Origin of the sequence: Paenibacillus methanolicus (genome assembly GCF_008124765.1) — a bacterium.
Lineage (GTDB): Bacteria > Bacillota > Bacilli > Paenibacillales > Paenibacillaceae > Paenibacillus_Z > Paenibacillus_Z methanolicus.
This window is the reverse complement of sequence record NZ_VNHS01000013.1, coordinates 42,320-65,945: the sequence shown is the minus strand read 5'-3', so window position 1 is coordinate 65,945 and position 23,626 is coordinate 42,320. Positions and strand designations below refer to the sequence as shown.

General features: G+C 59.3%; 21 protein-coding genes. 6 read left to right on the top strand and 15 right to left on the bottom strand.

Annotated features, from left to right (window positions below; genetic code table 11):
* Positions 1-14: 14 nt before the first annotated feature.
* Positions 15-884, top strand: coding sequence for an ATP-binding cassette domain-containing protein (locus tag BCM02_RS29640; protein ID WP_148932750.1), 870 nt, complete (start codon positions 15-17; stop codon positions 882-884).
* On the opposite strand, the gene BCM02_RS29635 is transcribed toward BCM02_RS29640, so the two are convergent.
* Entirely contained in the window at positions 881-2,236 is a 1,356-nt protein-coding gene (locus BCM02_RS29635) for a vWA domain-containing protein (RefSeq protein ID WP_187434481.1), read from the bottom strand. The genes BCM02_RS29640 and BCM02_RS29635 overlap by 4 nt on opposite strands.
* A gap of 175 nt (positions 2,237-2,411) precedes the next feature.
* On the opposite strand from BCM02_RS29635, the gene BCM02_RS29630 reads away from it, so the two are divergent.
* Entirely contained in the window at positions 2,412-2,714 is a 303-nt protein-coding gene (locus BCM02_RS29630; RefSeq protein WP_148932748.1) for a hypothetical protein, read from the top strand.
* Positions 2,715-3,389: 675 nt separating this feature from the next.
* Here the strand turns inward: BCM02_RS29630 and BCM02_RS29625 are convergent.
* From BCM02_RS29625 to BCM02_RS29575, 11 genes are all read right to left on the bottom strand, one after another.
* Positions 3,390-3,908: a copper amine oxidase N-terminal domain-containing protein gene (locus BCM02_RS29625; protein ID WP_148932747.1), complete on the bottom strand. Its 519-nt coding sequence runs from the start codon at positions 3,906-3,908 to the stop codon at positions 3,390-3,392.
* A gap of 245 nt (positions 3,909-4,153) precedes the next feature.
* Complete coding sequence (locus BCM02_RS29620; protein ID WP_148932746.1) at positions 4,154-4,960, bottom strand: AAC(3) family N-acetyltransferase; 807 nt, start codon at positions 4,958-4,960, stop codon at positions 4,154-4,156.
* 246 nt (positions 4,961-5,206) lie between these two features.
* Positions 5,207-5,941, bottom strand: coding sequence for an AAA family ATPase (locus BCM02_RS29615; protein WP_148932745.1), 735 nt, complete (start codon positions 5,939-5,941; stop codon positions 5,207-5,209).
* 45 nt (positions 5,942-5,986) lie between these two features.
* Complete coding sequence (locus tag BCM02_RS29610) at positions 5,987-6,715, bottom strand: FadR/GntR family transcriptional regulator (RefSeq protein WP_148932744.1); 729 nt, start codon at positions 6,713-6,715, stop codon at positions 5,987-5,989.
* Positions 6,716-6,810: 95 nt separating this feature from the next.
* Positions 6,811-7,773 (bottom strand): aldolase catalytic domain-containing protein, encoded by a 963-nt coding sequence (locus BCM02_RS29605; protein ID WP_187434480.1) that lies wholly within the window; start codon positions 7,771-7,773, stop codon positions 6,811-6,813.
* A 151-nt stretch (positions 7,774-7,924) separates the two neighbouring features.
* Entirely contained in the window at positions 7,925-8,473 is a 549-nt protein-coding gene (locus BCM02_RS29600) for a GNAT family N-acetyltransferase (RefSeq protein ID WP_148932743.1), read from the bottom strand.
* Positions 8,474-8,607: 134 nt separating this feature from the next.
* The gene (locus BCM02_RS29595) at positions 8,608-10,140 is read right to left on the bottom strand and encodes a DHA2 family efflux MFS transporter permease subunit (RefSeq protein ID WP_148932742.1); all 1,533 of its coding nucleotides are present in this window, start codon (positions 10,138-10,140) and stop codon (positions 8,608-8,610) included.
* A complete protein-coding gene (locus BCM02_RS29590) occupies positions 10,137-11,504 on the bottom strand; it encodes an LLM class flavin-dependent oxidoreductase (RefSeq protein ID WP_148932741.1) in 1,368 nt (455 codons plus the stop codon). The genes BCM02_RS29595 and BCM02_RS29590 overlap by 4 nt, the downstream gene beginning before the upstream one ends.
* A 40-nt stretch (positions 11,505-11,544) precedes the next feature.
* Positions 11,545-12,384, bottom strand: a complete 840-nt coding sequence (locus tag BCM02_RS29585; RefSeq protein WP_148932740.1) for an ABC transporter permease — start codon at positions 12,382-12,384, stop codon at positions 11,545-11,547.
* A gap of 1 nt (position 12,385) precedes the next feature.
* On the bottom strand, positions 12,386-13,252 hold the full coding sequence (locus BCM02_RS29580) for an ABC transporter ATP-binding protein (protein ID WP_148932739.1): 867 nt from the start codon (positions 13,250-13,252) through the stop codon (positions 12,386-12,388).
* 39 nt (positions 13,253-13,291) lie between these two features.
* Complete coding sequence (locus BCM02_RS29575) at positions 13,292-14,401, bottom strand: ABC transporter substrate-binding protein (protein WP_148932738.1); 1,110 nt, start codon at positions 14,399-14,401, stop codon at positions 13,292-13,294.
* Positions 14,402-14,916: 515 nt separating this feature from the next.
* On the opposite strand from BCM02_RS29575, the gene BCM02_RS29570 reads away from it, so the two are divergent.
* Positions 14,917-15,726, top strand: a complete 810-nt coding sequence (locus tag BCM02_RS29570; RefSeq protein WP_148932737.1) for an alpha/beta hydrolase family protein — start codon at positions 14,917-14,919, stop codon at positions 15,724-15,726.
* A gap of 1 nt (position 15,727) precedes the next feature.
* Positions 15,728-16,696 (top strand): TauD/TfdA dioxygenase family protein, encoded by a 969-nt coding sequence (locus tag BCM02_RS29565; protein WP_148932736.1) that lies wholly within the window; start codon positions 15,728-15,730, stop codon positions 16,694-16,696.
* A gap of 138 nt (positions 16,697-16,834) precedes the next feature.
* Here BCM02_RS29565 and murI read toward each other — a convergent pair whose 3' ends face one another.
* The 3 genes from murI to BCM02_RS29550 all read right to left on the bottom strand — a co-directional run bounded on the left by murI (position 16,835) and on the right by BCM02_RS29550 (position 20,021).
* Positions 16,835-17,641 carry a glutamate racemase gene (gene murI, locus BCM02_RS29560; protein ID WP_148932735.1) on the bottom strand — a complete coding sequence of 269 codons (807 nt, stop codon included), beginning with the start codon at positions 17,639-17,641 and terminating at the stop codon, positions 16,835-16,837.
* A gap of 83 nt (positions 17,642-17,724) precedes the next feature.
* Positions 17,725-18,987: an ATP-binding protein gene (locus BCM02_RS29555; RefSeq protein ID WP_187434479.1), complete on the bottom strand. Its 1,263-nt coding sequence runs from the start codon at positions 18,985-18,987 to the stop codon at positions 17,725-17,727.
* A 140-nt stretch (positions 18,988-19,127) separates the two neighbouring features.
* Entirely contained in the window at positions 19,128-20,021 is an 894-nt protein-coding gene (locus BCM02_RS29550) for an aminoglycoside 6-adenylyltransferase (RefSeq protein WP_148932733.1), read from the bottom strand.
* Between the two features lie 498 nt (positions 20,022-20,519).
* On the opposite strand from BCM02_RS29550, the gene hflX reads away from it, so the two are divergent.
* Together hflX and BCM02_RS29540 are read left to right on the top strand one after the other, a co-directional pair.
* Positions 20,520-21,797: a GTPase HflX gene (hflX, locus tag BCM02_RS29545; RefSeq protein ID WP_148932732.1), complete on the top strand. Its 1,278-nt coding sequence runs from the start codon at positions 20,520-20,522 to the stop codon at positions 21,795-21,797.
* Between the two features lie 332 nt (positions 21,798-22,129).
* Positions 22,130-23,518 carry a glycine--tRNA ligase gene (locus tag BCM02_RS29540; RefSeq protein WP_148932731.1) on the top strand — a complete coding sequence of 463 codons (1,389 nt, stop codon included), beginning with the start codon at positions 22,130-22,132 and terminating at the stop codon, positions 23,516-23,518.
* Positions 23,519-23,626 lie beyond the last annotated feature (108 nt).

Here is a 23,626-nt window from a genome sequence, read left to right as displayed (position 1 = left end):
GAGAAACAAGCACCATGCTTGAAATGCATCAGGTCGTGTACCGCCACCAGGCCTCGTCGTTCGAGCTATTCGTACAGCGGCTGACGCTCAAGCCGGGCATCACGCTGCTCGTCGGGCCGAACGGCGCGGGCAAATCATCTCTGCTGCAGCTGCTGGCGACCGCCCGTTTCCCCGACAGCGGCATCATCCGCTATGATGGCTTGGGCGTAGAAAGAGATCTAGCCGCCATCCGCGCCCGCATCGGATTCGTGCCGTCGGGCGTCGAGCTATACGAGCAAATGACAGTCGCCAAGTTGCTGCGTTATTTCGCGGAGCTGAAAGGGGGCTTGGCCGCCGGCGAGCTGGAGTGGCTGATCGAGTCGTTTCATCTCGGGGACTACCGCTCCCTCAAAATCAAAACGCTTGCGCAGGGCGTCCGACAGCGGGTCGCCCTGGCGCAAGCGTGGATCGCCTCACCGTCTTTTCTATTCCTGGATGAGCCGCTGAACGCGCTGGACACGCTCGAGCGGCTGCACTTCACCCGGTTCGTGGCCGCCCATTCGCGAAGCCGCACGATCGTCGTGTCTACCCACGAAATGAACGAATGGGAAGCATGGGCGGACCATGTGCTGTGGTTCGAAGACGGTATCCCTTGCTTCTATGGTACGGCGGAAGAATGGATCAATGGATTGCCCGTCTCCGTCTGGACCGGCTCCGTCGCCAAGGGCGCCTACCGCCGGTACGATCCCGCTCATCTACTGCACATCCGGCCCGAGGACGGTTATGACGAGCTCCGTCTTCTCGGCAGCCGCTGCCCTGGCGCCGGTTTTGAACCCGCTCTGATGACGCTTGAGGATGCCTATTTCATTCGCTGCCGGTACCGAACGGGAATCGTCGGCCGTTAATTCGCCTGGACGTACCGGTTGATCACGTCAACGAGCAAATCATTGAGCGGCTGAACCTCGTATTCGCCGACGGTCGGGTCCAAGTGCTCGTTCCCGACGCCGCTGTGGTCGGTCAGGAACAGATACGTGCCGCCCGTCGCCACGGACATGAACCGCATCAGATACTCGGTATTTTTGTCCGCGCCGCTCGATACGACGGGAATGATCCGGATACCCTGCGCCGCCGCGTCCTGCGTCAGTCGCTTGATCTTCCGGATGACGGGGTCGTCGTGGTGCGGCGGGGCGTCCAGCACGAGGAACAGCAATCTGGCGCGGGCATCCTCGCTCCATTCATGCTCGCGCACCGCATCCTGCAGCGCTTGATCGACCGCCTCCGGGAAATTCCCCCCGCCATAAGCTTCCTGCTCGCCGATTTGCTTCACCGCCGTACTGATATCGGACGTGAACGGGAACGGCCGGACAACGTAATCGTCGCCTTTGTCGCGATAGAAATTCGTGCTAACCCGGATATCGAGCTGTTGGCCGTTGTCCTGGCCGACACGATTCACGACGTCCTTCAGCTCGGTTTGCAAATAAGCCAATTCGTCGTCCATGGAGCCGGTCGTGTCGACGACGAACATCAGATCCAGATTCTCCGGCGTTCGCTTCGCTTCGTCTAGTTCCACTTGCAGCGCTTCGCCGCGCGGGATCGGCACATTCTCGAATTGCTTCAGCCCGCCGCCCGCTTCGACCTCGACCGAATATTTGCCCTGGCCGCTCTGCTCGTCGAGCAGACCCGCATACGCGAAGGCCCGCCCCGACGCATCGGTGCGCGCTTCCCAGACGTATTGTCCGTCTTCGTCCACGACGCGGACGATCGCGTCCACGACGGGCCGGCCCCCGCCCGTCACGCGAACATCCAGCATATCGAACCGGTAGAAGGCCCAATAATCGCGCAGCTGCTGCACTTCCGGTCTGGCGTTCAATTGCTGCCAATCCTGCCATTCGCTCAGGTCGTTCCACTCGCCCGCCGTCAGCAAGCCGGCTTGCGGGTCGGGCTGTTGCCCGCTCGGCTTCTTGGTCGGAGATGCCCTGTCTTCCGCCTTCGACGACTCCGACGACGGCTCGCTGATGGCCTTGTCGCCGCCATCCGAAGGCGCGGACGAATCGCTGCCCTTGTCAGCCGCCTTGCTGCTATCCGTCTCGGCATCGCTGACCGCCGAATTGCCCGTCGCCGCATCGTTGCCGCTGTCGTTGGACGAGCAGCCGCTCGCGAGCAGCGCCGCCGCCAAGAGCAGCGCAAGCGGTCGCATGCCTTTGGTAAGCTTGCGGTTGCCTGCTTCTTCCTTCATTCCCGTTCGTGTCTTCTTCATCTCCATGCCCCCTTGTATGGATTGAACACGCCGCGGGACGCGCATTGATCTGCTATTTCATTCTGGATATGCGCCCCCACATCTTCCAAACGCATCCAGACGGATAAAGGTTGCATCCCGAATGCCCGGGAAGTACAATCGGAAGAAGACTTTGACGTAAGGGGACAGACGCGTTATGGAAACTTATCAATTGGCCGAACTGATCATTACGCAGGGCGAGGAGACGACGAAACTGTTGTTCACGAAAGCCCAGCTGTACGTCGTTACCGATACCGGTTACCGGCTATGGTACATCGAGATCGACGGCATGCCCCAGACGGCCTTGCTGCAAGCTTTCGAGGAAAGCGCGGACCTGCGCGTCGAGTTGACCGGCGTGACGGCCGGCGGGCGCACGCTTGCGGGCACGGGATTTCTTCATCCGAACACGGCTCATTATGCGGCCAATATTCGAGGGGACGGCGAGCTGCCCGGCTTCTAAACGAACGTTCTCGCCATTCGAGGATGAATCTATTCCGAGAGCCGATTGGAACCGCATAACAGCCCAAAAAGGGATGCCCGCGTCAAATGGCTTTGACGATCGGGCATCCCTTTCTCGACATATTGGAATGGATAAGAGTCACATCGCCGCTGAATGCTGCATTCCCAATCCGTGGATTGTGAACGCAAACCAATCAGCTTCTCTCTAGCTGAATGCTGCATTCCCAATCCGTGGATTGTGAACGCAAACCAATCAGCTTCTCTCTAGCTGAATGCTGCATTCCCAATCCGTGGATTGTGAACGCAAACCAATCAGCTTCTCTCTAGCTGAATGCTGCATTCCCAATCCGTGGATTGTGAACGCAAACCAATCAGCTTCTCTCTAGCTGAATGCTGCATTCCCAATCCGTGGATTGTGAACGCAAACCAATCAGCTTCTTTCTAGCTGAATGCTGCATTCCCAATCCGTGGATTGTGAACGCAAACCAATCAGCTTCTCTCTAGCTGAATGCTGCATTCCCAATCCGTGGGTTGTGAACGCAAACCAATCAGCTTCTTTCTAGCTGAATGCTGCATTCCCAATCCGTGGATTGTGAACGCAAACCAATCAGCTTCTTTCTAGCTGAATGCTGCATTCCCAATCCGTGGATTGTGAACGCAAACCAATCAGCTTTGATTACACAATCGTTTTGCTCAAATAGATGTTGCCGTCGCCGTAGAAATTGACGTTCCAGCCGAACAGCTGTCCGAGCGCGCGGATCGGTACGATCGTGCGTCCGTCTTTCTCGCCTATGTATGCGCCAAGTTCAACCTCTGCGCCGTTGAGCCAAATAAGGGAGTCTCCGATTTTGAAGGTCGCGGTAAAGTCGCCGGTCTTCAAGGTCGCGTTCTCGCCCGCAGCATCCCAAGTCAGTTCGGCGTCGATCGCTTCGGCGAAATGCTTCAGCGAGACGTAGGACGTTTGGTTCACAATATCCGGCGCCGTGTCCATCGTCATCATCGTGCCGTTCACTTCGAATTGGTTGCTGTCGAGCCGGAATTTAATGCCCATGTTTTGGACCGCCGGAACAGTCGTCTCCGTGGATACGATCGTATCCGTCGCGGTGACCGCATCTTCCGCCGCCGATGCCATTGTTGGTACCGCCAGTGCCGATGCCACCAGCATCATGCCGACCTTTGCGCGAAAACCCTTCATACATCATCTCTCCCTTTTTTGAGGTTCGTCTTTGTTTGGATAACGTGCTTGACACTTAGGATATACACGGCTCCAAAACCGTTTGAAACGGACAAGATCCCCTCAAAAAAATAAACTTTCCGCCGCCGGTTTACGCCGATTTGGCCGATTCAGGCCGCGCTAGGACGGGTAAGTATAGGCCTTTCGGCACACGGAACCGTTGCGGCGAGCCCGATAGTGTTGGATTGCCGAAGCTTGCGTTCGCGCTAGCTACGGTTCGCGTTCATCCAGTTAACCGCCCAGTCGATGAGCGGACGCTGCTTAAGCAGCCGCACCTCGGCGCCTCCGATTCGCTGCGGGACGATGCCGTGTTCCCGTTCGTACAACTCGCCGAGCCGGACGAAATCCGCGTCATCTACCGCCAGCGTCTCATAGGCGACCCAACTGCGCTTGCCATCGACCATGATGGCGCTGTTCTCGGTGGCCAGTCGCTTGCCGGGATAATTCGCCCTGTATTCGGCTAGATGCAGGGACGTATTCTTGTCGTGACCGACGCCGATCAGCAGAATGTCGCCGTCCAGCTCATACAGCTTGGCAAGCGGCGAGCCATCGCCGAAAATATTGCGCAGGTCGTGATCCCGGGTCACTTCCGCGGCATGCTTGCCCACCGCCGCGAATGAACGCGCGGGATGATCGGAACGCTCGGCGCCCGGCCACGCGCGCAGCGTCTCCGCCGCCGCCCCCATGCCGATTGAAGGCGTGACCGCCTTGTCGTAGGCCGGCCAATGCTCGCGGATGATCGGCCACCACGCTTCCGGCTCCTCCCCATGAACGCCCGTCTCCGGGTCGAGGTTTTTCCATGTTTGCGACGGCAGCACGATCGTCCCTTCTTCGCCGACGACGTCCAATAACGCACGAACGAGCGTCTCCGCGCCTCCCACGATAAACCCCAACTTGCGCATCGACGAATGCGCGATAACGGTCGAGCCTGCCTGCAGTCCACATCCGCGCAGCCCTTGGACGAGATCCTCCCGCGTCAAAATCATTCTTTGCTCGCCTGTTGTCCCTTTCATCCCAACCGCCTCCTGAACATAAAAAATAACCCCGCTGCGCGCAGCGGGGTTGTCTCCGGCGCGAAGCCGGGGATAGCATAGCCCTTGAATTGGAAATTACTTTCTATAACATACCAAATCAGTCGTTACCTGGCAAGATGTTGAGATATCTCCATGCCAAATTATGAATTGCTGCTGACGGTGAGCTTCAAACGTATATCTCCGCCTCCGCTAGCTTCCGATAACGGATCAAGTGCGCCGCGCCGACTACTCGAACAGCATGCGAAAGTATCGCTCCCGGTGATTCAAGAAGTCCCGTGTCAGCGTGTATTGCTCCGTCTCCTCGTACGCGACCTCCTCGATTCGTCCTTCTTGGAAGTGGTAGATAGCCGCGCCCGGGTAAGCCATCAGGATTGGCGAATGCGTCGCGATGATGAACTGCGCTTGGCTCGTTTGCTCCATGTCGTGAATGATACGCAGGAACGCCAGCTGATTTTGCGGCGAGAGCGCCGACTCGGGCTCATCGAGCAGGTATAGGCCTTTCTTCAACAGCCGATTCTCGAAGAACGTCAGAAAAGCCTGGCCGTGGGAACGTTGGTGAAGCGATTTCCCGCCATATGGCGCGTAGGCCAAGCTGCCGACGTCCCTGGCCAGCTCGTCGATGTAGCTCGCGAACGTATCGAACGTCTCCGCCCGAAAATATAACCCGTGGTTCACCTTCGGCAGCCACTGCAGCCGCATGATCGATGTAAGCGACACGTCGTCCATTTGATTGCGCACGACCGTATCTTTGCCGCCGACGATATTGAACCCGCACAGGTCGCCGATCGCCTCAAGCAGCGTCGATTTGCCCGAACCGTTGTCGCCGGTGAAGAACGTGACGTTCTCGCGGAACTCCAGCTCTTCCAACTGCCGCAAAGCGGGAATATTGTACGGGAACCGGCCGCGGTCTTCAGGCGACAGATCGTCCCATCGCAGCGTCATCCGTTTCAGGAAAGGCATCGTTTCTCTCCTGCTCCTCTCTCGCCGTCGTGCGCGGCATTCTTGTTATTCAACCCGATCGCCAACCGCAAAATGGCTGCGCAGCGCGCCCTCCACGTGCGCGAGATGCGCTCGCATGCGCGCTTCCGCCTCTGCCGCGTCCTGCCGCTCGATCGCCGAAAATATCGCTTCATGCTCTTCCAGCAGACGCTGGGCCACCTGCTCGTTCCCGTAGAGCTGTATCCGCCTGGCTTCCTTGATCGCCGCCTCCAACTGCGAGGCGATCGTCTCGAGCAGCCGGACGAGAATCGTGTTGTGCGCCGCTTCGGCAAGCAGTCGATGGAACGCCAGATCGCTCGTCTCGCCGAACGACTCGTCGCCCAGACGCTCTCGCATGCTCTTCAACAGCTCCCGGAAGGCAGACAGATCCGCCTCCGTCCGCCGCCTCGCGGCGAGCGACGCGTTCGACACTTCCAGCGCGATCCGCGCTTCCAACAGCTCGAAGATCGCGTCGCGGCTCAGCAAGCGGGTATCGAATTCCGGCATCCGGACATCGCCCGCTTCCACCGAGCGGACGAAGCAGCCGTCGCCGTGCCGGATCTCGATCAGCCCCATCGCCTTGAGCGCGCTGAGCGCCTCCCGCATCGTGGAGCGCCCGACCTGGAACTGCTCGGATAGCTCCTTGGTCGAAGGCAGCCGATCGCCGCTCTTCCAGCCGCCGTCCAAAATATGCGCCTTCAGCTGTTCCGCGATTTCCTCGTAGATTTTGCGCGGCGTTATTTTCTGAAAACTCATCGCCAATCACCGCCTTTCCCGAAAAAAAGGCCGACCGGACCGCCGCTCGCGCCCGCAAGCGCCGCGGCAGACATCCGGTCGGCCTTCGTGATTCCTTATTTGCCGTGCGACACTTCCGGCGTCGTCAGCTTGTCGTAGAAATCCACGCTCTTGTCCTTGTTCGCGGAGTCGCGAAGCGCCATCGCCGAACGCGGATGCTCGTCGAGCATGCCCGTGATCATGTACGGAATGATATAGCCCCACTCTTCTTTCTCGCGAAGCGGAATCATATACTTCTCGATCATATCCAACACTGGACGAAGCTTGTACTTCGTGTTCTTCAGGTTCGCGACAAGCAGCTCCGTCGGGCAGTTGCCTGCCGCGCGGCCCATGCCGTACACGGAAGCGTCGAGCAGTTCGACGCCTTTCTCCACGGAGATCAGCGTGTTAGCGAACGCAAGCTGCATATTGTTATGCGTGTGCACGCCTAGACGTTTGTTCGGCAGGTGTTTGCGGAACTTGTCCACCAGGTGGTTGAAATCGTTCGGGCTCAGCGAGCCGTACGAATCAACGATGTAAACGACGTCGACGACGCTGTTGTTGATTTGCTCGAACGCCTCGAGCAGTTGGTGCTCCATGACGTTGGAGAGCGCCATGATGTTGATCGTCGTCTCGTAGCCGCGGTCGTGGAACAGCTGCACGAGCTCGAGCGCCTTGTCCACGTCCTGGATGTAGCAGGCAACGCGGATCAGGTCGAGCATGCTTTGCTCGCGCGGCAAAATATCGTTCTCGTCCACGCGGCCGATATCGACGAGCGCGGATAGCTTGGTGTTCAGTTTCTGCGGAATGACGGTGCGGAGGAAATCATCGTCCAGGAAGCGCCATGGGCCGGCGCTGTCCGCGCCTTTCAGCAGCTTCGGCGAGTTTTTGTATCCGATCTCCATATAGTCGACGCCTGCCTCGTTCAGGCAGTTGTATAAATGCTGGACGAACTCGACGCTGAAATCCCAGTTGTTGACGAGTCCGCCGTCGCGGATCGTACAGTCGACGATCTTGGCATGGCTGGTTTTCGAAATCATGGCAACTGATGTCTCCTTCTGCTAGGCAATTGTCTTTTCTATCCATCATACTTGAATGAAGTCGCGAACGCAAAACATAATTGCCGGATACGCGCCTCAAATTAGTCGGTTTAGTGAATGGACGCGCCAAAGCGTCGAATCCGCAAAGCGACTACTGAAAAGCCGTCTGCTTTTCATACAAATTAAAGCCGTTCGTCGCCCTTCTGTGTGCATAGCCGAGCCCGCTGTAGAAGCGGTTCAGCGCCTCGTTGCTGGCGATGCAATCGAGCCTTACGAGCGTCTTGCCTTCGAATTGGATGCCGCTCTCCGCCCAGCGCATCATCGCCTCGCCGAGCTTGCGCCCGGCGAACCGTCGGTTAATCGCCAACCGGTGCAAGTAGAAGGCGCGATCCTCGCCCTCCGTCAGTTCGCCCCACAAATCGCGGTCCCAAGGACTCGGCTGCTGCATCAGAATAAAAACGCCCGCCAACTCGCCGTCCGCGGCCGCGAAAACGAATGTTTCGCCGCGACGGATCGCGGCCGGCGTGTCATGGCTGTCCTCGCCGCGCAGCAGCGCGCTCCACTGCGTGGAGCCGGTGCTCTGCAGCCACTTGGCCGTGCCAAGCAGCAGCGCGAGCACCGCATCCGCGTCCTCCGGCTTCGCCTGACGCGCGACGATGCCTTCCTGCACATGAGTCTGATGAATGATAAAAGGGTTCATGGATCGGTGTTCCTCCGCTCTGTCAGAATGAGCAAATTGTAGCACGCGCGGTACGGGAGCGGCAAACGAGCTCCTCGAACGCAAAAAATATCCGCGCCATATCGGCGCGGACCATTCATCGCTACCATTCGTTACTACGCTCCGCCTCCACCTCCTTCGTTCGACGCGCTTGCCGCCTTCGCGCGCCGGGTCCATAAGCCCCGCTTCCCGAGCAGCAGCGCCAGCGGGATCGCCGCGACGCCGAACCAGCCGGCGACGAGGAACGCGTCGTTAATGCCCATCGTGTATGCCGTCTCATGTAGCTGCTCGGCGCTCCGCCCGTAGGGCGCGTCCGCGAGCTGCCGCTCATGAACCGCGAAGCGCGCGTAGAATAACGACGTGAACAAGCCGAGTCCTAACGCGCCGAACACCTGCCGCAGCCAGTTAATGAGCGCCGAAGCGTCGCCCGCCAACTCGCGGGTGACGGCGCCCATGCCCGCGTTCATGGCCGGCGTCATGGACAGTCCTACTCCGACATAGCGCACGGACATCCACAGCATGACGTAGCTCTCCGGCGTGTCCGGCGTTAGAAGGATGAACTGCCAAGACGCCCACGCGAGCAGCACCGCGCCCGCCGTGACGAGAGGCACCGGCCCGAGGCGCGCGTACAACTTGCCCGACAATAGCGTCGAGACGCCGAGGCACATCGCGGGAGGCAGCAGCAGAAGCCCTACCTCGAGCGAGGTCATCGCATGAATCTGCTGCAAATAGAGCGGAATGAAATAAATGCCCGAATACAAGCCGATGATGAGGACGACGGAAGCGCCCAGGCTCGCGGCGAACATCCGTTGCCGGAACAGCCGCAGCTGCAACAGCGGCTCTGACGATCGCAGCTCGTGCAGGACGAAGGCGGCCGCAGTCCCGATCCCCACGCTCAAACATCCGATGGCAAGCGGCGATCCCCAGCCCCATGCATGGACCTTGCCGAATAGCAGCAGCAAGGCGAGACTGCCGACGACCGCCAGTACGATTCCCGTCCAATCCGCCCTTCGTCGCGAAGCCTGACCGCCGACCGGCAAGTGCCGCCAGCCATACCACATCGTGGCTAGGCTTAGCGGCAGCATGACGACGAACATCCAGTGCCAGTTGTACCCCTGCAGCCAGCCGCTAACGGTTGGCGCAAGCGCCGGACCGAGGATCCCGGAAGCGGACCAGAGACTAACCGCGACCGACCGCTTCTCGGCCGGAACCGTCTGGTACAGCATCGTCAGCGATACAGGCTGAATGAGGCCGCAGAAGATACCTTGCAGAATCCGAAAAGCAATCAAGGCGTAGATATTCCAAGCCAGCGCGCAGAGAACCGAACTGACCGTCAAGCCGGCAAGCGATGCGAGGAACAACGTCTTGTTGCTCCACTTGTCGCCGATATAGCCGCTGAGCGGGGCGATGATGCCGGTCGCGAGCGTAAATCCCGTGACCAGCCATTGCACCGTCGACAGCTCCGCCCCGAAGATCGTCATAAAACCCGGAAGCGCCACGTTCAACGAAACGACGTGGTAAATCCCGATGAAGGAGCCGATAATCAGCGTCATGATCGTCCGCCAATAATACGGGGACGGCTCCTTCAGCTCCCTCAAAGCGGCAGGTGCCTGCTGAACCGCCGCGGCGCCTCCGATACCGGTCGTCATGACAAGGCGGCGATATTGGCCGGCTGCAGCTGCGCCGGGTGAATCGGCCGAGACAACCCGAGGCGGTCGCGCAGCGTCGTGCCTTCGTATTCGGTGCGGAACAAGCCGCGGCGCTGAAGCTCCGGCACGACGAGCTCCACGAAATCGTCCAATCCGCCGGGCAAGTAAGGCGGCATAATATTGAAGCCGTCCGCGGCGCCGTTATTAAACCACTCTTCCAGCTGATCCGCGATTTGCGCAGGCGTGCCGAGAATTTCGCGATGGCCGCGCGCGCCCGCAATGCGTTGGTACAGCTTGCGGATCGTCAGCCCCTCCCGCTCGGCCAAATCCTTGAGCAGCGTGAATCGGCTCTTGCCGCCGTTCACCTGCGCAAGCTGCGGCAGCTCCGGCAGCGGTCCGTCGACGTCGTACCCGGACAGGTCGAAGCTAATGAGCGCCGACAGCAAGCTGACGCCCGCCTCCACCGGAATCAGCTCCTCCAGCTGACGTTTTTTGGCTAACGCTTCTTCTTCGGTGCGGCCGATGATCGGGAACACGCCCGGCATGATCTTGAGCGAGTCCGGCGAACGGCCGTACTTGGCCAGCCGCCCCTTCACGTCCGAATAGAACGCCTGCGCTTCTTCCAGCGTCTGCCACGCGGTGAAGATGACCTCCGCCGTGCGCGCGGCAAGCTCCTTGCCCGGCTCCGATGCGCCGGCCTGCACGATAACCGGATGCCCTTGCACCGGGCGCGCGACGTTGAGCGGACCGCGCACGTTGAACCATTTGCCTTCGTGATTCAGCGTGTGCGCCTTGCTGCCGTCCGCGAATTTGGCCGCTTCCTTGTCGAAGAGGAACGCGTCGTCCTCCCAGCTGTCCCACAAGCCGGTCACGACGTTCAGGAACTCCTCCGCCCGGTCGTAACGCTTCTCGTGCAGCAGATGCACCTGCTGGTTGAAGTTAAGCGCCTCCTCGTCTTGCGAAGACGTGACTACGTTCCAAGCCGCGCGTCCGTCGCTCAGGTGATCCAGCGACGCGAATTTGCGCGCCACGTGGAACGGCTCGTTATACGTCGTCGACACCGTCGCCGCGAGGCCGATATGCTCCGTGACGGCGGACAGCGCCGATAGCAGCGTCAGCGGCTCGGGACGCACGGATACCGTCTGTTCAAGCGCCGCGGGGAACCGCTTCGATACCGCGTAGCCGTCCGCGAGGAAGACCATGTCGAACTTGCCGCGCTCGGCCGTTTGCGCCAGCTTCTTATAGAACTTGAAGTCCAACACGGAATGAGCCTCCGCCTCGGGATGTCGCCATGCCGCTACATGGTGGCCGGGAATCATGAAGAAAGCGCCGAGCTTGATTTGTCGTTTATTATCTGTAGACATCGAAATCACCTAACCTTCGCATAGTGGTGTCGCTTCATCGTTATTGGGATTGCGTCTGCTTCCAAGCGGTGAACCGTTTCTCCAACGTGACGAGTCCTTGATTGAACAACAGGCCGATCAGCGAGATGCTGATGATGCCCGCGTACATCTCCGGCGCCTGGAAGTTGAACTGCGCGTAGTTGATCAAATAGCCGAGACCGGCTTTGGCGCCGACCATCTCCGCCGCGATGAGCACGAGAATCGAGCCTGCCCCCGCCAGCCGGACGCCGGTGAAGATCGTCGGCACGGCCGCCGGAAGAATGACCTTGATGAACAATTTAAGCGGCGACAATCCCATGGATTTGGCCGATTTGATGAGCAGCGGGTCGACATTCTTCACGCCGGAAATCGTATTCAGCAAGATCGGCCACGAGCACGCATAGACGATCAGCGTGATTTTGGACGTTTCGCCGATTCCCAAGATGAGCGTGAACACCGGCAGCAGCGCCAGCGCAGCCGTGTTGCGGAATAGCTCAAGCACCGGCGTGAGCAGCTCCGACAGTCCTTTGTACCAGCCGATCAGCAGTCCGAGCGGGATGGCCGCCGCGATTGCGATGCCGAAGCCGGCGAGCGAGCGAATCAGGCTGGCTTCCGTATGGGTCCACAGTTCGCCGCTCGTCAGCAAGCCCCACCATGCTTGAAGCACTTCGGAGAGCGGCGGCAGGAAGGCCGTCTCCACGAGACCCGCCCGAGGCACGACTTCCCATGTGGCCGCCAGCGCCAAGATGGCAATCGTGCGCTTCAATACCTTTCCTGCAATGCCAAGCGGAGCCGCGATCGCGGAACTCCGCCGCTGCGCCGATCCGATCGGCAGCGATACGCTTTTTTCCGCCGTTGCCATGTTACAACACCCCCGATTTATTTTTATTGGATGCGTTCTGAGCATGACCGGCTTTGTCTTGAATCTCGTATGCCTGGGCGCGCTGCACCTCGTCGCGGAGCAGGCTCCATATCTCATGGCGAAGACGTCCGAACTCCGGATCCGAGCGCAAGTCCTCTTCGCCGTTTCGCGCGCTGAGCGGAATGTCGATGATTTCTTTGATCCGCCCCGGCCGGCTCGTCATGACCGCGACTCGCTGACCGAGATAGACGGCCTCGTCGATGCCGTGCGTGATGAACACGATCGTCTTCTTCGTCTTCTCCCAGATCTTCAGCAGCTCGCTCTGCAGCGTTTCGCGCGTTTGCGCGTCCAGCGCGGCGAACGGCTCATCCATAAGCAGGATGTCGGGGTCGTACGCGAGACTGCGGGCGATGGCGACGCGCTGCTTCATCCCGCCGGACAGCTCGTGCGGGTAGCGGTCTGCGAAGCCGTCGAGGCCGACGAGCGAGAGGAATTCGCGCGCCCGCTCGGCGCGCTCCTTGCCTCGTATGCCCTTCGCTTCAAGACCAAATTCGATATTCCCTCGTGCCGTCTTCCACGGGAACAGCGCGTACTGCTGGAAGACGATGCCGCGGTCAAGCGCCGGCCCTTTGATCGGCTTGCCGTCGATCAGGATGCTGCCGCTCGTCGGCTTCGTCAGGCCGCCGAGCAAGTCGAGCAGCGTCGACTTGCCGCAACCGCTCGGCCCTACGATCACCATGAATTCGCCGGTTTTCACGTCGAAATTGATGTCGCGCAGCGCCGTGAACTCGGTCGCCTCGGACCGGCCCGCGTTTCCTTTCACTTTGAACGTCTTGTTCACATGCTGGAAACTGATTTTCGTCGTCATCTCGCTCACCTCGCGTTTGGAATAGACCTACCGCGTGCTCTACTTGTTCGCTTCGTCCTGGAACGGATTAAACTCGTTCGTATAAATGTCCGGCACCTTCACTTGGCCCTTCTTGATCGTGCCTTCGTTCTCCAGCCAGTCGATCCAAATTTGGAACTCCTTATCCGAGATGAGGCCGCCTTTGCCCGCGACGCCGTACGATTTGAAATACTTCAACACCGACGTATCTTCGTCGCGTCCCCGTTCCGTAAGGATTTTCTCCAATCGCGCGCCAACCTCTTCGGTCGGCGTCGTGCGCGCCCATTCGATGGCTTTGGCGACGGCCTCGACGAACTTGCGGGTCGTGTTCGGATTCTTCTCGATAAAGTCTTTGCGCAGGACGTACGACCCCGCCGTAAATTCGCCCAGCAGGTCGTAGTCGTTGAAGATGGGACGAATGCCGCCCCGCTCCAGCGCCTTGTCTCGCGCCATATCGCCCAGCGTGGCCACGTCGACCTGCCCCTGGCGCAGCGCCTGCTCGGCGTTGATCGGCGGAATGACGACCAACTGCACCGATTTGATCTCGTCTTCGGTCAGTCCTTCCTTGCGCAGCCACGTCTTCAGGACGACCTCATAGTGCGCGCCGAGCGTGTTCATGCCGACCGTCTTGCCGATGAAATCCCGCGCGGTCTTGATCGGGCTGTCTTCGAGCACGAAGTAGCCCGCCCACCGTTTCTCGTTGACGCCGTAGTAGCCGATGACCGGGACGACCGGCGCCTTCGAGGCGATCAGCTTGACGACCGCGCCGTTGAACGCCCCGCCGAAATCGACGTCGCCCGTCGCCGCCGACTGAATGTCCTGCGGCCCGCTAATCGTGTTGCCGATCCACTTGAGTTTGATCGGCGCCAGATAGCCCAGATCCTCGGCCAGCTCGGGCAGCGTCACCGATCCTACCCCGCCTTGATAGCGGAGTTCCAGCAGCTCGGGTTCGCCGTTCGTCGAGGAGGCGGCTTCGTTCTTCGCGCCTTTGTTGCCATTGCCTGCGTTGGCGTTCGCCGTGACCGTCTTATCTCCGCCGCAGCCGCTCAGCACCACGGCCGTCATGACGACCGCCGCCATGATGATCCCAAGCTTGCCGAACCCTCTTTTTCGTTTCTGTACGTTGTTCATTCTCCTCAACCTCCCGTTTATGTAGGTGGTACTAAAAAATCCTCCGCTCAGAGGGGAGCTCGGCGCTTCAAAATGCGCGTGACTCGCCAAAGGTTTGCGGAGGATCGCCGGTTATCCGGTAGTTCCTTCGATCTTTTTTTAACAATGCCGAAGACCCCGATCTAAGCGCGACGCACAGATGCTTCCGCTTCCGATCAGGGTCTCCAATGGTTTGGTCGACCTTATCCAACAATTCCAATTCTGTTACTTGGTTTTGGTTTAGAGCGACTTTATCATGCATTAAATCGGGTTGTCAACGGACTCGCGACAAAAAATTTATTCGACATTTGACGCTATTGACAGCTCTGGAAGGCCCCTATAATATGATCTCTACAAATCCAATTTGTTTTATCGGATTAAAGGCTGCGACCGCGTATCCGAGTTCGTTAACCGTACCGACGGAGGCGTTCTTCTTAATTTTGAAGAAGGCCTGTTTTTGTTCCTAATTTCCCATAATTACGCAGGAGGTTGATCGCATGAGCACGACCAGAATTAGCCGCGAAGCGTTTCGCGCCCCATTGGACAACGGTTTGTTTTTGAACGGCGAAATCAAAACGAAAGATGGGGGCAAAGACCTTCCCGTCGTCATTGCTGCGCACGGATTCCGAGGTTTTAAGGATTGGGGCTTCTGGCCTTATGTTACGGATGCGCTTGCCGAGCAGGGATTCTACACCGTTATCTTCGACTTCTCGAGAATCGACGCGGCCGCGGCCAAACAGCCCGAGGCGATCGTCGCGCAAGCTCGGACGTTAAGCAGGGAACTAGAAGATCTGCAGACCATTCTGACGCTCGTCCGCGAGCAGAGGCTGCCGCTGTCCGCTGCCGCCGATCCCGGTCGAATCGGCTTGCTCGGCCACAGTCGAGGCGGAGCTGCCTCGGTTATCACGGCCGCCGAGCAGGACGCGGTAGGGGCCGTCGTCGCTTGGAATCCGCCGGCCGATCTGACGCCGCCTACCGGCGTCAGCGCCGAGCCGTTCATCGCGGCCGATATCGAGCAGCACGCATCCCGCTACGACATTCCGTATCAACTGGCTTATTTGAAGCGGCCGGCTCTCATCGTGCAAGGCAGCGCTGACGGAGAACGCCTCCTGCTCGGCCATGAAGCGCTTCGCTTGGCCGCGCCCGGCCATGCCTTCGCGCAAATCGAAGGAGGCGACCACGGCTTCGGCATCCAACATCCGTTCGCCGGCCCGACGCCATTCCTCGATGAAGCGCTCCAGGCGACGACTCGGTTCTTCCGCCATCATCTACAGCCTGTCGAAGCGGTTCGAAAGGAGGCTCGCTAACATGGCCCTATCGGAAGCGAATCTCGCCGCATTCCATCCCGCCGCGGATCGGCCGCTCGCCATTAGCCGGGAATCAGCGAACGGCCCTCGCCTTCTGCGGCGACTGCAAGGCGACGCCATATCCGCCCCCTACGCGCTATTCCGCGTGAAGCCGCTAGCTCGGACGCTCGGAGCCGAGATCGAAGGCGTCGATCTGCGCCTTCCGCTCACGGAGGAATTGAAGCAAGAGCTGAACCGCGCCCTGCTGGAGTGGAAGGTGCTGTTCTTCCGCAACCAACGGATCACGTCCGAGCAGCAGGCGGCGTTCGCCCGCAATTGGGGGGAGCTCGAGAACCATCCCTTCTTGCCGCAGGGAGATTCGGCGGACGTCGTTCGTTTCGCCAAGGACGACAAGACGGCGGGACGCGAGAACAATTGGCACGCGGACGTGACCTGGCGGCTTACTCCCGCCCTCGGCGCCGTGCTGCGGCTCATCGAGACGCCGGCATCCGGCGGCGGCGACACGATCTGGTCGGATGCCGCTGCCGCCTACGATAATTTGCCGGAAGAGATTCGGGCGCGCATTGACGGGTTGACAGCGATTCACGATTTCACCCACGTGTTCGGACGGGCGCTGCCTCCGGACCAATTAGCCGCCAAACAAGCCGAGTTCCCCGCCGCCGAGCATCCGATCGTGCGCGTCCATCCGGAGACGGGACGTAAAACGCTGTTCGTCAATTCCTCCTTCACGACCCGGATCGTCGGCTTGGAGGACCACGAGAGCGAGAAAGTGCTCCAATATTTGTTCCGTCAAATCGCGATCCCCGAGTATCACGTCCGCTTCCGCTGGGAGCCGGATACGGTCGCCTTCTGGGACAATCGCGCCCTCCAGCACTACGCGGTGAACGATTATTATCCGGAGCGCCGGGTGGCGGAGCGTATCTCGATCGTAGGCGACCGGCCTTACGGATACGGAGGCGCGACGGATTAAGGCAGCTGTTGCTCGGTGGTCGAACGCGACTCGCGACTCGTATCCGCGGCAGTCAATCCACAAAAAGCCCGTCAAGGCGCATGCCTTGGCGAGCTTTCGTGTTCCATACCGTTTTCTCCTGTGGCACTCTGGCCTCCGCTAGACCGACAGCTCCGTCCGATACAGCGCCAGCGCCCGCTCCAGCTTCTGGATGTATGCCGTCTCCCCGGAACAGCTGAAGGTCAATCGGCCGCGCGTCTGCGAGTTCATCAAGCCGTGGGTCTCCAGCACATCCGACAATCGGGACACCGTCCCTCGGCTGCCGTCGACGAGCTCGATATGGGGCGGCAGCAGCTCCTTCAACAATTCGCGATAGAATGGATAGTGCGTGCAGCCGAGCACGATCGTGCCGTAATTATTCAGATCATATGGCGCGAGCTTATCCCGAAAGTAAGCCCCGATCGTACCCCGGTCGAAATTGAGCTCTTCGCAATACGTGACCAGCTCCGGCAGCGGGAGCGAATCGACGATATGATCGCCGTCCAGCCGCGAGATTAGCTCGGCGTATTTGGTCTGATTCAGCGTGATCGGCGTCGCGAGCACGAGTACCCGCTTGCCGCTGGCCCGGTTATGCTCGACGGCCGGCTTGACGGCCGGCTCCATGCCGATGACGGGAATGCCATAGTCGCTCCGCAGCTGGCGAACGACGAGGCTCGTGGCCGTATTGCACGCGACGACGATCGCTTTGACCTCGTTCTCCATAATGCGTTCGAACGCCCCGAGTATGAAACGGCGCACGTCTTCCTGCGGCTTCATGCCGTAGGGGACGTACAGATTATCCGCGAAATAAATATAATTCTCGCCCGGCAGGCGGTCGAGCGCCTCGGACAGCACGCTCAACCCGCCTAGCCCCGAGTCAAAAAATACGATGTTCTTGGCGCTTGCCTTATTGGATGTCGTTATCATGCCAATTGACCTCTTTTTTTGAAATGGTGGTATCCCATTATCCCTCCAAGCGGGCCCGCGTGTCCAGCCTGCTGCGAGAGCGATCAGCCCAAGCGGTCGCGAAAATGCCGCTCCGCGAGCGGGAGGACGATCGAAATTCGGGTGCCGACGCCCGGCTTGCTTTTGAACGAAATGGTCCCCTGCATCGCTTCGATAATCCGGATCGAGACGCTCGTGCCGAGGCCCGTTCCCTTCTCCTTCGTCGAATAGAACAGCGTGCCCAAGCGATTCAACTCCTGCTCGGTCATGCCTCTCCCCGTATCGGCGATCGTCACGTGCGCTTCGCCCGGCCCCGCGTTCAACGCGACCTTCACGATGCCGCCGGCTTTCGTCGCCTCGATGGCGTTCTTGATCAAATTCAGCAGCGCCTGCTGCAGACGCGCCTTGTCGGTGCGCAGCGAGAGGCCTTCCTCCAGCTGCATCTCCACGAGAATGCCTTCTTTATTCGCAAGCGGATCCAACAGAACGAGTATATTCGAGATCAGCAGGCCCAAATCGAATGCTTCGATCTTCTCGAATTGCGGACGCGACACGCTCAAATAATCGTTGATGATCATCTCCGCGCGGCCAAGCTCCTCCAGCATGATCGGAATATGCGAAATGCCTGCTTCCTTGCGTTCCAAGCTTAATTGCAGAAACCCTTTGACGACCGTCAGCGGATTGCGGATTTCGTGCGCGATCGATGCCGCCAGCTCCCCGACGACCTGCAGCTTCTCGCCGCGCTGCAGTTCGATCTTCATCATCTCGCGCTCCAGAATCGCTTCATTCAGCATAATCGATAGACCAAGGCCAACGATATAGGCCGCGCCGAAAAACAGCATCTGCAGCAAATCCGGCCAACCGATCCGTTCCGATCCGAACAGCGCGGAATAGACGCCGATCACCGCCACCGACGTGACGAGCGGCCAGCAGCCGATCATGAGCGCCTTCGCGATCCGTCCGCGATAAGGAAGCGCGCCAATGCCAGAGCCCGCCAGCCACGGGACGATCGCCGCGAGCAAAATGCTGATGTGGCCGACCACCATCTCATCGGCGCCGACATACGTTCGAATCGCCAAGATGCAGACCAAGACCAGCAGTCCGGCCTTGCGGCCGCAATAGAGAAAGGCGATCACGAGCGGGATGTAACGCAAGTCAAAGTACAGATTGGCTTCATGCACGCTCGTCGCGAGGCATACCATCGCGGATAGGCCCAGCAAGAACCCGTACCAAAGCGGCGTCTGCCGCATCCGGTCGTAAAAAATGCCGTAAATAAACGTAGGGACGAGGACGAACAACACATCCAGCAGCAAAATCTGAACGAACATCGGTTCAACCTCCCGGCTAGGCATTTTGTAACATAGTAGGAAAGTATAAGTTCGCGCTTATCATCTGGATCTTTGTCTACAATCAGTTCGAGCCCGCTTGACAATATCCTCCTATTTTCCGCATACCTCGCCGTGTAAAATCATATTCGTCCATGTCCATCGCGGTTCATATAATCCGAAGCATCGGGCGCCAGCCTTCTGACGTGGGCCAAGTGCGCCGTGACCCGCCGATCGTCTTCCTCCGGGTAAGCATGGCCGCAAGCGGCCGCCACCTCCCGTCCCGCATGCCGGAACAGCTCGCCCATCCGCAGCAGCGCGTCCCACATCCGCTCGGGATCGGCGTCCGGGTAAGTTCGGACGAACAACTTCCATTCGGCAGGCGCCATATACGACTTCAAATATTTGCCGAGCTTGCCCGTGTCGGCCGTATAGCCGGAGCGCTCGCCGATTTGCCACGCAAGCATCCGGATGAGCATCTCCCTGACCGGCCCGTCCATCATCGACTTCGCGTACGTCAGCTCGTCCCGCCACAATCCTTTGGCTACATAAGTACTTACCCACCAGAACTCGTTGGCGCACGCCGCGAATTCCCGCGAGGTCGGCCGCTTCGCGGCATAGTCGCGAAGACTCGGCGGCTCCATCTCCCCGATGAGCCCGTCCTTATCGAGCAGAAGCACGCTGAGACTGTCGGACGCAAGCTCCGCCAGCCGGTCCGCCTGGAACAAACGGAGATCGAGCCGGTTGCCGTCCATGAATTGCATCATGCAAATATAGCCGTCGCCCGGCCGGCGTTCGCTGTCCAACTGCTCGTCCGAAGACTGCGCGATCATTCGCTCGCCGAAGCGGTCGAACCAAGCGCGGTCGCTAATGATCGCCTCCACCGATGCGACGATATACACGATATCGTAATCTTGGAACAGATCCCGCCTCGCCTCCGGGTTCGCCCGCGAGCCGTTCAGGATGACCGCCCGGATGCGCTCGTCCTCTCGGGCCGTCGACAAAATCAACTCCATCATCTGCGCTTCGTTTCGCATGAATTCCCGCCCCTTTTCCATATGTTTGCAAACACGCGGCCGGCTATGTTAGAATGTGTGTACTTCAGATTGAACGGAGGGTTACGTGTGATAGATTTTATCCGAGTTCGTACTTTGCGCGGCTAATTGAATAGCGCCAAGGCTCTGCCTGCGTGCAGAGGACTCAGGATAGGTCTGTCCTTTAAGGGTAACCCATGGATAATCGTACCACGAGATCGCCGAGATTGCAGGTCTCGTCCATGCCTTTAGGGAATAAAATATTCGGAATGCGCTTGGATCACGCTCGCTAATCGGCGGGTTTGTTTGCCACTAGCTTTCCGAAACGACCGTTTGTACCCGGCTAACGGCGACGGCACTTTCCACGCCGTCGATCGTACCGGATACTTCCTTGTTTCCTCCATTCGACTCTTCGAACGCACAGGCCAGAGCGCCCGTGCGTTTTTTTTGCGTCCGCGCGCTTCCCCTCAATCCAAATCAATCCCTAGGAGGAATTCATATATGGAACAACCGAACAACAGAGCCGTTATCGTCGGCGTTAATTTGCAGGACCGCCCCGACTTTGCCTATTCGATGGAGGAGCTGCGCAACCTGGCGGAAGCATGCAGCATCGAGGTCGTCGGCGAGCTGACCCAGAACTTGGCCAAACTCAACGGCTCCCACTACTTGGGCACCGGCAAAATCGGCGAGCTGTCGGCGCTCGCGGAGGGGCTGGACGCCTCGACCGTCATTTTCAACGACGAGCTGTCCCCTTCCCAAATTCGCAATCTGGAGAGCTCGCTGCAGAAGAAGGTCATCGACCGCACGATCCTCATCTTGGAGATCTTCTCCGAACGCGCCCAGACGCGCGAAGCGCAGCTTCAGGTCGAGGTTGCCAAGCTGCAGTACATGCTGCCGCGTCTCGTCGGATTGCGCGAATCGCTCGGCCGCCAAGGCGGCGGCTCCGGCATGAAGAACAAAGGTACCGGCGAGACGAAGCTCGAGCTGGATCGCCGACGCATCGAGGACCGCATCTCCGCCCTGCAGCAGGAGCTGGAGAAGCTGGTCGCCCGCCGGCAAGTGCAGCGCAAGCAGCGACAGAAGACCGGCGTGCCCGTCGTCTGTCTCGTCGGCTACACGAATGCCGGCAAATCCAGCCTGATGAACGCCATTTTGGACCGTTACATGCCGGAATCGAACAAACAAGTTCTTGCCAAAGACATGCTATTCGCCACGCTGGAGACGTCGGTGCGCGGCATCGAGCTGCCGGACAACAAGTCGTTCCTGCTGACCGATACGGTCGGCTTCGTCAGCCAGCTGCCGCATCATCTCGTGAAGGCGTTCCGCTCCACGCTTGAGGAGGTCGCCGAGGCCGATCTGCTCGTCCAGGTCGTCGATTACGCCAACGAAGAGCACGAGCGGATGATCGACGTGACGAACTCGACGCTTAAGGACTTGGGCGCGGATCACATTCCGATGATTTACGCGTACAATAAGACCGACCTGACCGGCGAGACGTACCCGAAGACGAGCGGCGATCAGGTCTATCTATCGGTGAAAGAGAGGGCCGGACTGGAAGAGCTCGTCGAGCTCGTCAAAGAGAAGGTCTTCCAGAACTACGTCGAGCGCGAGGTCATCATTCCGTTCGCCGAGGGCCGTCTGGTCGCCTACTTTAATGCCAACGCGCACGTACTGGAGACGTCTTACGAGCCGAACGGCACCCGATTGAAGATGGAGTGCAAAACCGCGGATTACGAGAAGTATAAGGAACTATTCGTCGAGCCAATCGAAGCCGAATAACGCGTTATTGATTTTTGCCGGCTTCCGAGGTAAGATGTTCACCAATCAGCCATAACCGCGTTGATGGACCAATAGTACCTGATGCGACGCCAAGTCGCTCCTAAGACAGCGAGCCGGGGACCGTGCAAGCCCGGCAACTCGTCAGGGAAAAGGCAGTCCGGAGCGGCATTGTGAAAAGAGGGCGTTCTCGTCTTGTCGCGAAACGTCAACTAGGGTGGAACCGCGGGTGCACATACGCTCTCGTCCCTAGGCATCGCACCCCGCGATGTCCTAGAGGCGGGGGCTTTTTTGATATTGCGGCTGGAACTAATACTTGAGGAGCGTGCACAACAATGAGCAATAACAAAACGATGGAACAGATCGTCGCGCTGGCCAAACACCGCGGCTTCGTGTTCCCCGGATCCGAAATTTACGGCGGACTCGCCAACACGTGGGACTACGGCCCGCTCGGCGTCGAACTGAAGAACAATATCAAACGCGCGTGGTGGAAGAAATTCATCCAGCAATCGCCGTACAATGTCGGCCTGGACGCTGCGATTCTGATGAATCCGCAGGCGTGGGTCGCCTCCGGCCACGTCGGAAATTTCAACGACCCGATGATCGACTGCAAATCGTGCAAAGCCCGCCACCGCGCGGACAAACTGATCGAGAACGCGCTCGGCGAGAAAGACATCGAGATCGTCGTCGACGGCATGTCCTTCGACCAAATGAAGGCGCTGATCGATGAGCACGCGATCGTTTGTCCGGACTGCGGCAGCCGCGACTACACGGACATTCGCCAGTTCAACCTCATGTTCAAGACGTTCCAAGGCGTAACGGAATCGAGTTCCAATACGGTCTACCTCCGTCCCGAGACGGCGCAAGGCATCTTCGTCAACTTCAAGAACGCGCAGCGGACGATGCGCAAGAAGATGCCGCTGGGCATCGGCCAGATCGGCAAGAGCTTCCGCAACGAAATTACGCCGGGCAACTTCACGTTCCGCACGCGCGAATTCGAGCAAATGGAGCTGGAGTTTTTCTGCAAGCCGGGCGAGGACCTGCAGTGGTTCGAATACTGGCGCAACTTCTGCCGCGACTGGCTGCTCTCGCTCGGCATGAACGAAGCGAGCATCCGGCTGCGCGACCACGCCGAAGACGAGCTGTCCCATTACAGCAACGCGACGACCGACATCGAATACCGCTTCCCGTTCGGCTGGGGCGAACTATGGGGCATCGCCGACCGGACCGATTACGACCTGAAGCAGCATATGGCTCACTCCGGCGAAGACTTCCATTACATCGATCAGGAGTCGAACGAGCGTTACGTGCCGTACTGCATCGAGCCTTCGCTCGGCGCGGACCGCGTCACGCTGGCGTTCTTGGTCGATGCCTACGAAGAACAGCAGCTTGAGGGCGAGGACAGCCGCGTCGTGCTCCGCTTCCATCCGGCGCTCGCGCCGATCAAGGCGGCGGTGTTCCCGCTCTCCAAGAAACTGGCCGAAGGCGCGCAGCGCATCTTCGCCGATCTCGCCGAAGACTTCATGGTCGATTACGACGCCGCCGGCTCCATCGGCAAGCGCTACCGCCGTCACGACGAGATCGGCACGCCGTTCTGCATTACGTACGACTTCGAGTCGGAGACCGACGGCTGCGTCACTATCCGCGACCGCGACACGATGGAGCAGACCCGGCTTCCGATCGCGGGGTTGAAGGCGTATTTGGCGGAGCGCGTGAAGTTCTAGAGGCCGGCGGCAGAGAAGATATTCGAACATAAGACTACTGACTACACAAGCAATCGGCTTAGGCCGGTTGCTTTTTTTCGTTTTTCGATCCGTACGGCGCAACTTTCG

What these genes read in the sequence shown, in the direction of transcription:
- BCM02_RS29570 (WP_148932737.1), top strand. Translation starts at nt 14,917, where the DNA reads ATGAGCACGACCAGAATTAGCCGCGAAGCGTTTCGCGCCCCATTGGAC.
- BCM02_RS29590 (WP_148932741.1), bottom strand. Translation starts at nt 11,504, where the DNA reads ATGTCTACAGATAATAAACGACAAATCAAGCTCGGCGCTTTCTTCATG.
- BCM02_RS29580 (WP_148932739.1), bottom strand. Translation starts at nt 13,252, where the DNA reads ATGACGACGAAAATCAGTTTCCAGCATGTGAACAAGACGTTCAAAGTG.
- BCM02_RS29640 (WP_148932750.1), top strand. Translation starts at nt 15, where the DNA reads ATGCTTGAAATGCATCAGGTCGTGTACCGCCACCAGGCCTCGTCGTTC.
- BCM02_RS29605 (WP_187434480.1), bottom strand. Translation starts at nt 7,773, where the DNA reads ATGATTTCGAAAACCAGCCATGCCAAGATCGTCGACTGTACGATCCGC.
- BCM02_RS29550 (WP_148932733.1), bottom strand. Translation starts at nt 20,021, where the DNA reads ATGCGAAACGAAGCGCAGATGATGGAGTTGATTTTGTCGACGGCCCGA.
- BCM02_RS29595 (WP_148932742.1), bottom strand. Translation starts at nt 10,140, where the DNA reads ATGACGACCGGTATCGGAGGCGCCGCGGCGGTTCAGCAGGCACCTGCC.
- BCM02_RS29565 (WP_148932736.1), top strand. Translation starts at nt 15,728, where the DNA reads ATGGCCCTATCGGAAGCGAATCTCGCCGCATTCCATCCCGCCGCGGAT.
- BCM02_RS29625 (WP_148932747.1), bottom strand. Translation starts at nt 3,908, where the DNA reads ATGAAGGGTTTTCGCGCAAAGGTCGGCATGATGCTGGTGGCATCGGCA.
- BCM02_RS29610 (WP_148932744.1), bottom strand. Translation starts at nt 6,715, where the DNA reads ATGAGTTTTCAGAAAATAACGCCGCGCAAAATCTACGAGGAAATCGCG.
- BCM02_RS29575 (WP_148932738.1), bottom strand. Translation starts at nt 14,401, where the DNA reads ATGAACAACGTACAGAAACGAAAAAGAGGGTTCGGCAAGCTTGGGATC.
- murI (WP_148932735.1), bottom strand. Translation starts at nt 17,641, where the DNA reads ATGATAACGACATCCAATAAGGCAAGCGCCAAGAACATCGTATTTTTT.
- BCM02_RS29600 (WP_148932743.1), bottom strand. Translation starts at nt 8,473, where the DNA reads ATGAACCCTTTTATCATTCATCAGACTCATGTGCAGGAAGGCATCGTC.
- BCM02_RS29635 (WP_187434481.1), bottom strand. Translation starts at nt 2,236, where the DNA reads ATGAAGAAGACACGAACGGGAATGAAGGAAGAAGCAGGCAACCGCAAG.
- BCM02_RS29585 (WP_148932740.1), bottom strand. Translation starts at nt 12,384, where the DNA reads ATGGCAACGGCGGAAAAAAGCGTATCGCTGCCGATCGGATCGGCGCAG.
- BCM02_RS29540 (WP_148932731.1), top strand. Translation starts at nt 22,130, where the DNA reads ATGAGCAATAACAAAACGATGGAACAGATCGTCGCGCTGGCCAAACAC.
- BCM02_RS29615 (WP_148932745.1), bottom strand. Translation starts at nt 5,941, where the DNA reads ATGCCTTTCCTGAAACGGATGACGCTGCGATGGGACGATCTGTCGCCT.
- BCM02_RS29630 (WP_148932748.1), top strand. Translation starts at nt 2,412, where the DNA reads ATGGAAACTTATCAATTGGCCGAACTGATCATTACGCAGGGCGAGGAG.
- BCM02_RS29555 (WP_187434479.1), bottom strand. Translation starts at nt 18,987, where the DNA reads ATGTTCGTTCAGATTTTGCTGCTGGATGTGTTGTTCGTCCTCGTCCCT.
- hflX (WP_148932732.1), top strand. Translation starts at nt 20,520, where the DNA reads ATGGAACAACCGAACAACAGAGCCGTTATCGTCGGCGTTAATTTGCAG.
- BCM02_RS29620 (WP_148932746.1), bottom strand. Translation starts at nt 4,960, where the DNA reads ATGAAAGGGACAACAGGCGAGCAAAGAATGATTTTGACGCGGGAGGAT.